The sequence below is a fragment of the Acidisarcina polymorpha genome (assembly GCF_003330725.1).
GTDB lineage: Bacteria > Acidobacteriota > Terriglobia > Terriglobales > Acidobacteriaceae > Acidisarcina > Acidisarcina polymorpha.
This window is the reverse complement of record NZ_CP030840.1, coordinates 413,468-428,231: the sequence shown is the minus strand read 5'-3', so window position 1 is coordinate 428,231 and position 14,764 is coordinate 413,468. Positions and strand designations below refer to the sequence as shown.

Genomic DNA, 14,764 nt, shown 5'->3' with positions numbered 1-14,764 from the left:
GTGTCATTCTTGACTCGGGTACCACCACGACAGCCATCGCGCGCTTTGCGAAAGTTCTCGCGACTAACCGTGATCACGAACGCGCTCAACATCGCAGCGGAACTCTCCAGTACCCACTTCGAAGTGATACGAACCGGGGCTACTCTAAGGAAGAACTCCTTTTCCCTGGTGGGCCACCCGGCGGAGGATCTCTTGCACGATCTCAACGCCGACATTGTTTTCCTCGGCGTGGACGGATTTGACCCAGCTACCGGCGTCACCACGCCCAACGTGCTCGAATCCCGCGTTAACCGCGCCATGGCGCGCGCCGCGCAGATGGTCGTTGCCGTGCGCGACTCCAGTAAATTCGGGCGCCGGAGTCTCGCACTCATCGTTCCGACCAATGAAATCGACCTGGTAGTCACGGATGCGAACCTCGCCCCGGAATACGTCAGCGCCATGGCCGCAGCCGGAGTTACCGTCAAGATGGTGTAACGCTCGAGGGACTTGCGCCGCTTGATGGCCCTCGGAACGGCTATTGAGGCTGAAACAATGCGCCTGACCAACTCCAATCGGTCCAGAGCGGCTCTGCAACATAATCCCTTGCGCAAGTTAATCCTCTTGACAAAACGCTTGAAGCAATACTAAAAATAGGCACTCGAAACTTTTCGTAAGCGATAATCATTCGACGGATCATACAGTCGTCAACTCTCACAGCGCACGCCGCCTTAAGAGAACGACGAGCTGTCGGTCGAGTGTGCCGCGGGATCTCGAATCGGCTCGCACCGATAGAGAAACATAGTTCGATTTAAAAAGTCGAAGAGGACCGCCATGAAGTCTTTCGCTGCGTGTTTGTTCGCAACAGTTCTGCTCGCAACTGGCGCTGTTGATAAAGAGATCAAAGATGCGAGGCAAGTGGCCAATCTTCGGGCGCTCGCAGCGCTGCATCCGATCGATGCACATGTCCACATTTGGAAGACCGATCCTGAGTTCACAGCGATGCTCGAACGATGGAACCTCCATGTTCTTGACATTCTTTACGTGGACGACAAACAGCCTTCCTCTTTGTCGCTGAATGCACAGCGCGCTGCAGCCCTCGGCTTCGTGCGATCGGCGCACGGGCACGCCTCTCTTTGCACCACCTTCGACCCATTCCGGTTTTCGCAGCCCGGCTTTATCGAGAGCACGATCAACGGTCTGAATGCCGACTTTGCGGACGGTGCGATTGCCGTGAAGATCTGGAAAAACATAGGTATGGAACTCAAGGACAGCGACAATCGCTATGTCATGCCAGACGACCCCCGGCTGGAACCCATCTATCGCGACATCGAGGCGCACAACAAGACGCTCATAGCGCACCAGGCGGAGCCGGACGTGGCGTGGGGTCCGCCTGACCCGAAAGCGCTCGACGCCTCTTACTATGCCGAACATCCTGAATGGAATATGGAGAAAATTCCCGGTGCGCCGTCAAAGCAGACCATCCTGGCTGCCCGCGATCACCTTCTCGCCCTTCATCCGCACATGCGGGTGATAGGCGCGCATCTTGGCAGCATGGAGTCGGACGTGAACCTGATCGCGCAGCGTTTCGACCTCTATCCGAACTTCGCCATCGATACGGGTGCACGCGTGCCTCACCTAACGATTCAGTCCTCAGCCAAAGTCCGCGCGTTCCTGATCAAGTATCAGGACCGGGTGCTTTATGGCACGGACAACGAGTTCTCAGGGCCGGAGACGGGCAGCGCGGCAGTCGAAGAATGGGAGAAGCAGCTAGCGCTCGACTGGCGCTACTTCGCAAGCGCAGATCGCTTCGACTATAACGGCCGCACCGTGCAGGGGCTGCACCTGCCTGCTCAGGTTCTAAAAAAGATTTTTCACGACAACGCAGTTCACTGGCTGCCTGGCATCAATGATTCCGCGAGCCAGCATTGAGGTGTTTCCGCTCGATCACCAGCCTCTGGGCGGGGCCCGTCGTGACTTCGAAGTTGCCATAATTCGTAAGAAATGATAACAATGCGGAAGGCCAGAAGTTGAGACGCTAACATGCAATCCCTGGATGTCACGATCGCCGGCGAGATCAACCTCGACCTTATCCTCTATGGCCTTCCTCGGGAGATACCCGTCGAGCGTGAGGTGCTCGCGAGCGGTCTCGAGGTCACGCTCGGCAGTTCCTCGGCGATACTTGCCCATAATCTTGCCACACTTGGCGTCGCGACAGGGTTTTTCACTCGTATGGGGCGGGACGAGCTAGGAGAGATCGCCTTCAATCGCCTGGCGCAAAGCGGCGTCGACCTCTCTCGCGTGGTCCGTTCAAGCGGATCCACAACTACAGGCTTGACCGTTTTGTTGCACCATCGCGAAGTGCGTCGAATCATTACCTATCCGGGGACGATGTTTGAGATGTCGAGGGCCGATCTCGACATTGAATACCTCGCCTCCGCCCGTCATTTTCATCTCTCGTCGCTCTTTCTTCATCGCGCATTAAAGGCGGACCTCCCTCAGTTGTTCCGGGAGTTGAAAGCGCGCGGGCTCACCATTTCGCTCGATACAAACGATGATCCGGAGGATACGTGGGGCAGTCCGCTTCAGGAACTGTTGCCTCTTGTCGATATACTGCTGCCGAACAAAGATGAGTTATGCCGCATAGCCCGTCGCGACAGCCTGGACGAGGCGCTCGGCGAGTTGGCAGCTGTCGTCCCTATCATTGCCGTCAAGTGCGGGCGCGATGGGGCCATTGTCCAAGACCATGGAAAACGCACTAGGGTGGCTGCGGTGCCAGTTGACCCTGTCGACACGATCGGGGCGGGCGACAGCTTCAACGCGGGATTCCTTGCCGCATGGCTCTCCGGCTGCAATGCCGAAGAGAGTGCCGCGGCCGGCAACATCACGGGAGCCTTCTCAACGCAGCGGCCCGGCGGAACCGAAGCGTTCCGTTCACCAAAGGAGCTTGCATCCTTTCTGCGAAGGCACCAATTTCCCGTTATGCGCGGCGAGGTCCTCCGAGGCAAGCGGGAATCGCATACGATATGAATCGCTTTCAGTGTTGTCGCTTGCAGGCGGTTTGGACGTCTTTTGAATGGCGTGCCTTCAAAGGCGTAGAGTTCGCTCGATGATCTTTCAAAATCGCTGCTCTCGCTCTTGAGCGCATTTCAGAGCGACCTGAGAGCCTAACCATGTTTAAGGAGCCTATACAGCGTGAACCCGTTAATGGCGCTACTGGATTTACCGGAGACCGAAAAGAAGAGGCGAGGGATCGTCCATACACCACCGGAGATCGCGCAACAGCCGGATACCTGGGCTGGCACGTGGGGAATCTTCATGGAGCGCCAGCAGGAGATACAGTCCTTTCTTGAATCCGCCGGCATCCGCAACCCGCCGGGGGAGCGGCCGACCGTCTTCCTGATTGGAGCTGGCACTTCGGACTATATTGGGCGCTCGTTGCACCACCTTTTGCGTCAGCGCTGGCAGTGTGAAGTGATACCAGTACCCAGCACCGATCTGCTCATCGACTTCTCCGACTACATCCTTCCAGGCCGGCCGTATCTCTGGATCTCGTTCTCCCGATCGGGCGATAGTCCGGAGGGAGTCGCCGTGCTGGAACGGGGTCTATCCGAACATCCGCTCATCCACAACCTTGTGGTCTCGTGCAATGCGGATGGCAAGATGATTCGCATGATCGAAGGCAAGCCGAACTGCCTCGAGATCGTGTTGGGAGCGAAGACAAACGACCAGGGTCTGGCGATGACTAGCTCCTTCACCAATATGGTGATCGCTGGCCAGGCGCTCGCGCACGCATGGACCGCGGAGGAATACCAGCCCATCCTCGACGCGATCTGCGAAGCGGGACGAGCTTTTCTCCCCACTGCCGCTGAAAACGCGGCAGAGCTTGCCGGGAAGGATTACAGCCGCGCCTGTTTCATAGGTTCCGGCCTGCTCGCCGGGACTGCGCAGGAAGCTGCGCTTAAACTACTGGAGCTGACTGCCGGAAAGATCAAGACGATGTCGCAAGCAACACTCGCGCTGCGGCATGGCCCTATGGCGGCGCTCGATCGTGAAACTCTCCTAGTGAGCTTTCTCTCGACGCAAAGCATCCGGCGGCATTATGAGATCGATCTGCTTCGCGAGGTTGAGCGCAAGCAGCTTGTCGGCGCCTCTGTGGCCATTGTGGGCTGCGGATCGACTCCGCTCCCGCAGTTGAAGGGCACGCGCATGGTGGCGCCGGCCGGGCAGTATGCGATTCCCGATACTTACCGCCCCGTAGTAGACATCCTGTTCGGTCAGCTTCTAGGACTCTTTTCAAGCTTGCGCTGTGGTCTTGCTCCGGACGCGCCAAGCCCAAATGGCGCCATAAGCCGGGTTGTCCAACCCATTGAGATCTACCAGTAGAGACTGGCCACGCGCGGTGACAGATCGTCATGTCAGTTTCGAAGCGAATCACTTTATTGGTTGCGGGTGAATAGAGTAGGCACCTATCAAAGCGGATGCAAACTGCCAGTTGACTTATTGGTCCAATTTGGTGACCGGCCGCAAAGAGGAAATTGTAAGCCGAATACGCGTGAGCTGAAGGAAACTATATGAAACCTGCAATGTCACAGGTCCAGCATCTTCGCGCTGGGACGATGAAGATAGAAGTACATCCGAGCCGCGCGTCTGCGGGCGCCGCTGCCGCCCATGCGGCCGCCGGAGCATTGCAGCAGCTGAAGGTGACGCGCGATGTGATTGGTGTCATCTTTGCGACCGGGGCTTCGCAGTTCGATACGCTCGAGGCACTCACCAGCATTGCCGACCTTCCCTGGAACCGTATATCGGGTTTTCATATGGACGAGTACGTCGGAATCTCCGCAGACCATCCGGCTTCATTCCGCCGCTATCTGCGCGAGAAGCTGACCCTGAAGGTGTCGATGAGAGAGTTCTTTGAAGTCGACGGATCGGCGCTCGACCCGGTGCAGACCTGCCGCGATTATGCCGAGAAACTCCGCTCGGCTGATCCGCAACTATGCCTGCTCGGGATTGGCGAGAATGGCCATCTCGCCTTCAACGATCCGCCGGTCGCTGACTTCGATGATCCGCTCGATGTGAAGGTCGTGCGTCTGGATGCCTTGTGCCGAGAACAGCAGACGGCCGAGGGTTGGTTTGCCCGCGTTGAGGATGTTCCGGAGGAGGCGATCACTCTCACCATTCCGGCCCTGCTGCGTGTCCCTAAACTAATCGTTTCCGTGCCGGGACCGCGAAAGGCTGCAATCATGCGCCGCACCATCAAAGAAGACATCTCGACAGCGTGCCCCGCAACCATCCTGCGAACACATCCGGATGTGACGGTTTACCTGGATGAAGATTCCTCAGCCGAACTGGATGATTTGCTGGCGATGTAAATAGGAGCAGATAGAAGTAGCTAAGTCAGATGGATACATTCAGCGACGTGAAGCCTCCGATGGTCAATGCCTTTACTCATGGCAAGAGGCCTGAACGCGCGCGCTGGTGGATTGTCTGGACGTTATTCCTCTCGACCACGATCAATTACATTAGCCGGCAAACATTCTCCGTACTGGCGCCGCTGCTGACCGCCCAATTCCATCTCAGTCATGTGGAACTCAGCAGGATACTCGGCGCTTTTCAAATATCCTTTGCGCTCGCCTGGCTCTTGGGAGGAATGTTTCTGGATGCGGTCGGTACGCGCCTCGGTCTTGCGGTCGCAGTTATCTTCTGGTCATTGGTCAATATCTTCACCGGTTTTGCCGGTTCGGTATTCACTTTCGCTGCTTCTCGGTTTCTTCTTGGAATGGGCGAGGGCGTGAATTGGCCGGGAGCCAGCAAAGCAGTCGCAGAGTGGTTCCCCAACGAAGAGCGCAGCGTGGCAGTGGCGATCTTTGACAGCGGATCCAGTGTGGGCGGAGCCCTTGCCGCTCTGATCATCCCATGGATTGCCCTCACCCTCGGCTGGCGCTGGTCCTTTGTCTTTTCAGGGATGCTTGGATTTGGTTGGCTCGCAGTGTGGCTGCACGTTTACCATCCGCTTGACCGTCATCCGCGGGTGACCAGGGAAGAAGTGGCTCTGATTCGCGCTGGCCATAACACTGTTCCCTTATCTCAGCCGGGAGAAGGTCTATCTCGCTGGCCCTCTCTGCTCCGCAATAGGAATGTCTGGGGGATCGTTGTAGGCCGCGCGCTTACCGATCCGATCTGGTGGTTTTATGTCTTTTGGCTTCCTCAGTATTTGAGCGATGCCCAGGGATTCAGCCTGAGACGCATTGCCTTGTTCGCCTGGATACCATTTGTCGCGGCCGACCTGGGAAACTTTACCGGCGGCCTGATCTCCGGTTACTGCATTCGGCGAGGTATACCCGTCATCCGAGCGCGCACATGGATCTGTGCGGTTAGCTGTCTGCCGATCCTCGCCGGTATTCCTGCGGCACGCGTGCATAATGCCTATGCCGCGTTGACTCTCATCTGCGTGGCGTTATGGGGCTATGCGAGTTGGTCCACGATGGGCCTTACGCTGCCGTCCGATCTCTTCCCAGAAGAGATCGTTGCCACGGTGACTGGCGTTAGCGGTTTGGCCGCAGGGTTGGCGGGGGCCGCTTTCACTTTCGTCGTGGGGCTCACAGTAGACCGATTCTCGTACGGACCCGCATTTCTCGCCGCCGGGCTTTTGCCCCTTGCTGCTACTGCTGCATTATTCCTATTGATTCGCAGCCCCGGCGAAGCAATAGAAAACGAGATTGTTGGCAATGGCTGAGTTGTCATTCAAAGAATCGCGGCCACACAAGCCTATCAGGCTGAAATGGCTTGTGGCTCCCGGGAGCAGGCCAGACACGATGAAACCCGCATTCACTTCTTGACAAGGAGATCGAACAGCGGTATGTTTCGTAGCATTAAGGTTAAAAACGTAATAAAAAGAAACAGAAAGCGATTCTGCTTGAGGGGTCTCATTGTTTCCTCGGGGGCAGCATGGATGAGGCAGGCCAGATCGACCGACGAACACTGCTGAAGAGCGCCGGAGGCGCGCTGATGGCCGCCTGCATGGATGCGCGTTCTTATGCGCGGATCCTGGGAGCCAACGATCGTATCCGCTTGGGACAGCTCGGGTGCGGAGACCGAAGCGAAGGCCATGTACACATGGTGCAACTCGCCGCAAAGCAGATGCCGGTAGAAACTGTAGCTGTCTGCGACTTATGGACCCTGGCGCGGGAACGTCGTGCCGCCCAAGTGAAAAAGGCCTTTCTCCAGGAGCCAGCAAGCTACAAATATTCGGAAGAGATGCTAGGCCGGAAGGATCTAGACGGCGTGATGATCGCAACTGGCGACCACCAGCACGCAAAACTTTGCATCGAGGTGGTCCAGGCTGGCAAAGATTGTTATGTAGAGAAACCTTTCGCCAATGTGCTTGCCGAGGCTAAGAACGCGCGCGACGCAGTCAAGGCTTCGAAACAGATCGTACAGATGGGAACGCAGCATCGCAGTCAGCCCTACATGCTCGCCGTTCGCGACATCCTGCGCTCAGGAAAGATAGGCGACATCGTCCAGATCGAACAGGAGTGGAACGTCAACGAAGAGCGCTGGCGGTTTGTGGGAGTGGACACGGGCATTTCGCCAGAGATGCTGATGGACAAGAAGATGGAATGGAAGAGCTGGCTGTATGGCCGGCCATCCCAACTTCGCGAGGAGGATACGGACTGGAAGCGCTGGTTGCTCGGCAAACCAGATCGGCCGTTCGATCCGCACGTCTATCTTGAGTTTCGGCTTTACAAGGATTTTTCCTCCGGGATCTTCGACCAGTGGCTTAGTCATGGGTGCGACCTGGTTCACCTGTGGACAGACCAGACCCATCCTGTAAGCGCAGTCGCTAACGGCGGGACCTTTATCTGGAAAGATGGTCGTGAAAATCCTGATACCTGCGTGGCTGCCGTGACCTATCCTAATGGATTTCTGTATACCTACAAGACGACATTCGGAAACAGTTATCGGAGCTTTTCGCGCATCCTCGGGCGGAATGGGACCATCGAGAATTACGGAGGCGAAGGCGCCTCCCTCTTCGTTACCACTCAGGAAGGCGGCAGGCGGGAATTCGACCCGTGGGAGTCAGGCCCCGTCTACACCCCGAAATCGCTACCGATGCCCCTCGGGGAAGGGGCGGAGACACTGCAGGTTCCCGGAGCGCCGCCCGCTACATCGCTAGGGCCCGACGATGACGATGCCGGCCATCTGGTGAACTGGCTCGAGGCCATGCAGGCGCGTAAACAACCGAACGCCACTGTTGATCATGGCTTCTCGCACTCTATCGTCTGCATGATGGCCGCGCAATCGTACTGGTCAGGAAAGCGCTTGTACTGGGACGCTTTGCGCGAGGAGATTGTCGACGAGCCGCTCAGCCCCACCTGATTATAGGGTCGGGTATTGAACTTCGCGGATGATTCAGAGAGAAGCTGATGGCTTGCCACTTGACCGCTCCACGCCCGTTGTTTATGGCAGCACCCGACAAGCACTCATAGGGGTCCGCACCGAACCGCAGCGGACACGTAAGCTCCCAAATCGAACTGGCAAGTGAAGAGAACGACTGAATACAACCGTCGCACCTTATACAGCTTTACCCTGGAGGGCACCATTGTCACACAATGATTGCATTTCTAATCCCCAACGCCAGATTCCTAAGTGGCCAGCGTTCAGGGTTGCTTTCGTTTTCTTATCTTTGTTCGCCGGCCTCCCGGGGATGACAACGGCGCTTGCCCAGTACACGACCGCCCGGCTCAGCGGCATTGTGGCAGACCGCACGAATGCGGCTGTGCCAGGGGCGACGGTGACCGTCTCGCAGGTGACGACGGGTTATAGTCAAACGGCCAAGACCAGTGCCACGGGGGAATACTCGTTTCCAAGCCTTCCGGTAGGCAGCTACCAGCTCACAGTCGAGATGACTGGCTTTAATGAGTATGTTCAAAAGGGCATTGTCCTCGAAGTCGGCCAGGCCGCGAACCAGAACGTTACACTCAGCGTAGGCGGCGTGAGCCAGCAAGTGACCGTGGAAGCGAATGCATCGCTCGTGACTACTGACGACCCCGCGGTCGGACAGGTGATCGAGCAGAGGAGCATCCAAGGTCTGCCGTTGAACGGGCGCGAAGCGCAGCAATTAGTGTTCCTCGTCCCGGGAGCAGTCGATGTTACGTCGCTGAACTGCGGCGTCGGGTGCGAAGGCGGTGTTCTGCCTGGGGAACAGTATGCCAAGGTCAACGGCGGTGGCGCGAACGGCGTCTACTACCTTCTGGATGGCGTTGACTATAACGATCTCTATCTGAATACGAATCTGCCTTTTCCTAGCCCGGACGCGCTTGAGGAGTTCAATGTCCAGACCGGCAACATGAGCGCGACATATGGAAATGCGACGGGCGGCGTCGTCAATGCCGTCAGCAAGTCGGGAACAGACAGTATTCATGGCAGCGCCTTTGAATACCTCCGGAACTACGCCATGGATGCGAAGAACTACTTTGCGACTTCCCCAAACCCCCTCAAGCAGAACCAATTTGGCGGAACGATTGGCGGACCTATCCTCAAGCGAAGGCTGTTCTATTTTGGTTCCTATCAAGGCACCCGGCAGAACACTGCAATCAATGGCCTGGTCGCCTTTGTGCCCACTGCCGCGGAACGCACGGGCGATTTCTCGGACCTGCTGGTGGTCTCGCCCTCGAATCCCACACCCATTCAGCTGGTTAACCCGAATACAGGCGCAAGCTACAACAACAATCAGGTTCCGCTATCCGATCTCGATCCGACCGCCGGCTATCTGTTACAGCACCTTCCTCTTCCGAATGGCCCCGGCCGCCAGCTAACTTACAACGGCGCTCCTTCCATACAGAAGACCGACGAGTATCTCGCGAAAGTGGATTACAACATTGGGAAACATCACTTAAGCGTGCATTACTTTCAGCTGAACTACAATATTCCGGTGATTCTGCCCCCCGCAGACAACATTCTTGCAAGCAACACAGAGTTTCCTCAAAGTCTGGGGCTTAAGAACATCAGCGTCGTAGATATTTACACGATCTCTCCGACGATTCTTTTGAACAGCTATTTCGGATATACGAGTCAAACCGGACAGACCCTTTCTCCTGCTCCTTTCACTATCCAGGATGCCGGCTCGCTGATCGCGCAACCCACCAACTTCAAACCCACGCTCAACGTGGGAGTGGCGGGAAACTTCACGATTGGGGAACAGCCGGCCAGCGGCACCTGGGACCGGGGGGACCAATCGCTTCGTGAAGTGGCCACCTACATCAAGGGCGCTCATCAGATTCAATTCGGCGGCGAAATCATGCGGGTGACCGCACCGATGGGCAATTCCTATCAGGCGGACGGTGTATTTACTTTCTCAAACAGCCTCACCGGCGACAATGTCGCCGACTTCGAACTTGGTGCTGTCTCAAGCTTCACGCAGGCCGGCGGGTTGTATCTCAACTTCACCGGCTTTAACTGGAGCGCCTTCGTCCAGGACAATTGGAAAGCAACTCCACGGCTGACGCTGAGTGCCGGCTTACGCTGGGACCCTTTCATTCCTTACAAAGACAGCCAGGGCCGAGTGGGCTGTTTCGTTCCCGGGGCACAATCTCTGAGGTATCCAAACGCGCCCGCAGGGCTGATTTTCGGTGGGAGTAATCACGATCCGGGCTGTCCTTCGTCTTCGATCTATAGCACCTTCAGCGAATTCGGACCACGCCTGGGATTCGCATACCAACTCACGTCAGATGGAAAGACAAGTGTGCGCGGCGGAGCAGGCTACTACTACCAACCGCCCAACCTGGTAGCTTTTGAAGATGTTGTCGGAATCCCTCCGTTCGCCCCTATCGTGAATCTTTCGGCCGTGAACTTCACCGATCCTTATGGGAGCGGCGGCATAGCAAATCCATTTCCCGCGCAGTTCGGTCCCAACACCCCTGGTGCGGCTGCCACATTTCCTCAGGACATTTCGTTCACGCAGATTTTCGATCGGCACTTTCGTCCGCCGCAGATCCTGATGTGGAACATGACTTTGGAGCATGGATTTGGAGCAAACTGGCTAGTACGTGCCGCATACTTGGGGAACAAAGGCACTCATCTTGGAGGCACCGGAGATCAGGAAGCTGGACTGCTAGCGGTCAATCCGGCTGTTTACATCCCAGGACAGTCAACGGAAGATAACACCCAGCAACGGCGTATTTACCCGTCGTTCGGTTTTGTGGATTCGATCAATTCCGGAGTTATCAGCAACTATAACTCCCTCCAACTCTCGCTGGAGAAGCGCTTGACCCACGGGCTCTCATTTCTGACAAATTTCACCTGGTCCCGGTCCCTCAATAACTTTGGTCCTTACGGCCAGCCTGGTGCGCTCAATACGAACTCATGTAGCTGCGGCCGCTATTTCGATTACGGCCCGGACGGCGGAGATGTCAATAAAGTCTTCAGGATTTCCGGTGTCTATGCATTTCCTAACGCTCGGTTCAAAGGGGTGCTAGATAAGGTCGTGAATGGATGGAATCTGACCGCCATCATGAACTGGCAGACAGGCTTTCCATTTACTGTATTCAGCGATTTTGATAACTCCTTCAGCGGAATGGGGGCCGATCGCGCGGACCTCACAGCTCCTAGCATCAAGAACGTGGTGTTAAGCAACGGGCGATCCCATGCGAACTTAGTCAACGAATGGTTTAACACCAGCGACTTCGCCCCAAACCAGGTTGGAACCTTTGGCAACACAGGAAAGAATGCTCTTCGCGGACCGCGATTCGCCAACACCGATCTGGCCCTGTTAAAAGACGCAAAGATCAATGAACGCGTTGGGCTTGAGTTCCGGGCAGAGTTCTACAACGTCTTCAACAACGTAAACTTCGGCGCACCGGATGCCGGGCTGACTGATAGCGGTTTTGGCCAGATCACTTCCGCTTTCGATCCCCGAATCCTCCAGATGGCCTTACGGCTCTCATTCTGAAGCCGTACGCTAAGCGAGCATATAGCAGATCACTTTTCTGCATTGCTTCATCATGGCTCGTAAGAGCTCCGATTTCTTCGCTGTTACCGGCCTGTAAGAAATCGATACTGCTGTTATCGGTAAGCATTCCTGGATTGATGGAGGAACGGTGAGAAATAGTTCGACGATCGCGGTTCGATGGTGCATGGCTGCACTGCTTGCTGGAAGTAGCCTGGCCGCCAGGGGTGAGCACACGTCCAGTTATGAGGGCGCTCTTAAAATCGGAGTCGATCCGACGACAGGAAGGTACACGATCGCGAGGCCGGCCTCCGACGCTTACACGCTTCAGGCAGGAGCCGCGGTGCAGGTAGATGGGACCTGGCTTCACGCTTCGGATTATCCGCACCATACGATCAAGCAATCTAAAGTTGATGGACTGCTCGGAAAGGCATCCGAGTGGGAAGTGACTTACTCGGGCATTAAGGGCAAGCCCGATTTGACTTATCATCTCCGCGCGTATTCAGACCAGGCGTTCGGGGACGTCCTGGTGACTGTTAGGAATACCACCAACAAAATGATCCATATTGGTGGGATCCGTTCTGTGGACGCGACCGACCGGGATTCAACCGGCGGACGAATCCTGGATCTGGGCGGTCCCCCAGCCGAAGACCGAGTGCTCTCAGATAGCTGGAGTGAAGATCGTCCTGGTATGACAATTCACAACCTTGCGGATTCCAAACAGCAGATGCATCGCGCTGTGGGAAGCCAGCTCATCTACAACCTTCAGAGCCATGAGAGTCTGTTTCTGGGCGCGCTTACATCTGAACGCTTCCTGACAGTTCTGAGGCTTCATCTAGTCACCGCATCTGGCGGAGAACCGAGTCTCTCATCCTACGAGGGCGATTCAACTGGGACTACCGAGCTCCAGATGGAAAATTCGCTCGAACATTCCCCCGCAGAAGACCAGGTGCCATTGAGTCTTCCCCTCGACCCGGGCGCGGAGCTCTCTTCGGAGCGCGTGCTCTTCAGCGTCTCCAAGGATTACCACCACCAGCTTGACACCTACGCCTCGCTGATCCGGGAGATCCACCACGCGAGAACGTCGGCTCCTCCACTTATGGGTTGGTGGAGCTGGACGGCTTATTATTTCGGCCTGAACCAGGGCGCCGCTCTGACCAATGCTCAGTGGGAAGCGGAGCATCTTAAATCCCTCGGCTATAACATCTTTCACATCGACGAAGGCTACCAGTATGCTCGCGGAGAATATAGCACACCCAACGTAACCTTATTTCCTGACGGTCTCGCGCCGCTCTATTACAAGGTGAACCGGCTGGGGTTGACCCCGGGTATCTGGACGGCTCCTTTTGAGGTATCGGAGCGTTCGTGGGTCTATCAGAATCACCCTGAATGGCTGGTCAAGAATGAAAAGGGCCAGCCGATACATGCGGGCAGTGTTGAGGATGAAAAAGATCAACTTTTCGTTCTCGACACAACCAACCCTGCCGCACAGGATTACCTGCGAAAGACATATTCCACGCTTGTGAATGATTGGGGCGTTCGATATATCAAGATGGATTTTATGGATGACAGCGCTATAGAAGGCTATTACTACAAGCCAAATACAACCGCCTTGGAAGCGCAGCGGATTGGGTTACAAACGATTAGAGACACTGTTGGGAACGACGTCTACCTGGATAAGGACGGAAGCGCCATGCTGAATCCAGTAGGCTTCGTGGACTACGGCCGGATCTCGCAGGATACCGGGCATACCTTCAGCGCCAGCAAAGAGGCCGCAACTGGAATCGCTGCAAGGTACTACATGAATCGTAATTATTTCGTGGCAGATCCGGATGCCTTCACCGTATCGACGCAAACAATCCAGGATCGTACATGGCACGAGAGCACCAAGCCTGCAACGTTGGATGAAGCGGAGGTCTCCATTTCGCTTGCTGCTGTCTCGGGCGGCATGTTTGAAATTGGTGACAATCTGACGTCGTTGACCAAGGACCCTGTTCGCTTAGCTCTCATTGAAAACCCCGACCTGATCCAGATGATACGGCTGGGAAAGGCCTCTGTGCCGATCGATCTCATGACCTATGCAGTAGAGGATGAGCAGCCGAGTATTTTCCTTCTTAAGGAGGACCGTCGACAGAGCATGTTGACCGTGTTCGACTGGACCGACAAACAACGGGCACACTCAATCGACCTTTCAGCGATCGGACTGCCTGCTGCAGGCCATCACTACGTGGTCACAGATGTTCTCGATACAAAGGAGATGCCGACCCTAAGCGGTGGCATCTTATCGATCCAGCAGCCAGCGCATTCCGTACGCGTGCTGAAAATCATTGATACAAGTGTTCCTGCGACGGGTCCCACCGTCGAGGCGAACCATCCCTCGGACGGTAAGGCGGGGGCCGTGCTTCGATTCTCAGCCCGGAGTCACCAAGCCGATCCGGTGATCTCCTATCGTTGGGACTTCGGAGATGGCGTTACATCGGAAGGCATTGATGTGGAACACACCTATACAGAATCGGGTGAATATCACGTTGTTGTTACGGCAACGGGCCTTGGCGGGGAGAGTTCTCAAGATCGTTTTCACATCCGCATCTCTGGTCATATGCCGACGACCTTCGACCCGTCCAACATCATGCGTCCTCGGTCAACAAAGGAGTAGGTCTTCAGGCAGGAATTCCTGCGGCTTGCATTTGGTGGGGGCTCATTGCATTTGAAATCTGCCAGGGGCATGAAATCAGCTTGGTTCGATCCCTCGTCATCAGGTTCCGAGCCGCATTAGCCAGCCAAGTTGACCATCGGCGAGGTCGGTGTAGCTCTCTTCCAAAGAGATTCGAGACGATTGAC

9 protein-coding genes are annotated in these 14,764 nt (G+C 56.0%); all 9 read left to right on the top strand.

Going from position 1 to position 14,764, the window contains the following annotated elements; translation table 11 throughout:
* The 9 genes from ACPOL_RS35665 to ACPOL_RS01850 all read left to right on the top strand — a co-directional run bounded on the left by ACPOL_RS35665 (position 1) and on the right by ACPOL_RS01850 (position 14,579).
* Positions 1 to 474 carry a DeoR/GlpR family DNA-binding transcription regulator gene (locus ACPOL_RS35665; protein ID WP_338026739.1) on the top strand — a complete coding sequence of 158 codons (474 nt, stop codon included), beginning with the start codon at positions 1 to 3 and terminating at the stop codon, positions 472 to 474.
* Positions 475 to 810: 336 nt separating this feature from the next.
* Positions 811 to 1,908, top strand: a complete 1,098-nt coding sequence (locus tag ACPOL_RS01885; protein ID WP_114205555.1) for an amidohydrolase family protein — start codon at positions 811 to 813, stop codon at positions 1,906 to 1,908.
* Positions 1,909 to 2,019: 111 nt separating this feature from the next.
* Positions 2,020 to 3,006 carry a carbohydrate kinase family protein gene (locus ACPOL_RS01880; RefSeq protein WP_114205554.1) on the top strand — a complete coding sequence of 329 codons (987 nt, stop codon included), beginning with the start codon at positions 2,020 to 2,022 and terminating at the stop codon, positions 3,004 to 3,006.
* A 165-nt stretch (positions 3,007 to 3,171) separates the two neighbouring features.
* Positions 3,172 to 4,362 carry an SIS domain-containing protein gene (locus ACPOL_RS01875; protein WP_114205553.1) on the top strand — a complete coding sequence of 397 codons (1,191 nt, stop codon included), beginning with the start codon at positions 3,172 to 3,174 and terminating at the stop codon, positions 4,360 to 4,362.
* A 188-nt stretch (positions 4,363 to 4,550) separates the two neighbouring features.
* Positions 4,551 to 5,348, top strand: a complete 798-nt coding sequence (locus ACPOL_RS01870) for a glucosamine-6-phosphate deaminase (RefSeq protein ID WP_236657170.1) — start codon at positions 4,551 to 4,553, stop codon at positions 5,346 to 5,348.
* 29 nt (positions 5,349 to 5,377) lie between these two features.
* Positions 5,378 to 6,712, top strand: a complete 1,335-nt coding sequence (locus ACPOL_RS01865; protein ID WP_236657169.1) for an MFS transporter — start codon at positions 5,378 to 5,380, stop codon at positions 6,710 to 6,712.
* 212 nt (positions 6,713 to 6,924) lie between these two features.
* Complete coding sequence (locus tag ACPOL_RS01860; protein WP_114205552.1) at positions 6,925 to 8,355, top strand: Gfo/Idh/MocA family protein; 1,431 nt, start codon at positions 6,925 to 6,927, stop codon at positions 8,353 to 8,355.
* Positions 8,356 to 8,578: 223 nt separating this feature from the next.
* Positions 8,579 to 11,926, top strand: coding sequence for a TonB-dependent receptor (locus ACPOL_RS01855; RefSeq protein ID WP_114205551.1), 3,348 nt, complete (start codon positions 8,579 to 8,581; stop codon positions 11,924 to 11,926).
* A gap of 148 nt (positions 11,927 to 12,074) precedes the next feature.
* The gene (locus ACPOL_RS01850; RefSeq protein ID WP_236657168.1) at positions 12,075 to 14,579 is read left to right on the top strand and encodes an alpha-galactosidase; all 2,505 of its coding nucleotides are present in this window, start codon (positions 12,075 to 12,077) and stop codon (positions 14,577 to 14,579) included.
* Positions 14,580 to 14,764 lie beyond the last annotated feature (185 nt).

Excerpts from the sequence above, each read along its gene's own strand:
- ACPOL_RS01885 (WP_114205555.1), top strand. The coding sequence starts at position 811 with ATGAAGTCTTTCGCTGCGTGTTTGTTCGCAACAGTTCTGCTCGCAACT.
- ACPOL_RS01880 (WP_114205554.1), top strand. The coding sequence starts at position 2,020 with ATGCAATCCCTGGATGTCACGATCGCCGGCGAGATCAACCTCGACCTT.
- ACPOL_RS01870 (WP_236657170.1), top strand. The coding sequence starts at position 4,551 with ATGAAACCTGCAATGTCACAGGTCCAGCATCTTCGCGCTGGGACGATG.
- ACPOL_RS01865 (WP_236657169.1), top strand. The coding sequence starts at position 5,378 with ATGGATACATTCAGCGACGTGAAGCCTCCGATGGTCAATGCCTTTACT.
- ACPOL_RS01860 (WP_114205552.1), top strand. The coding sequence starts at position 6,925 with ATGGATGAGGCAGGCCAGATCGACCGACGAACACTGCTGAAGAGCGCC.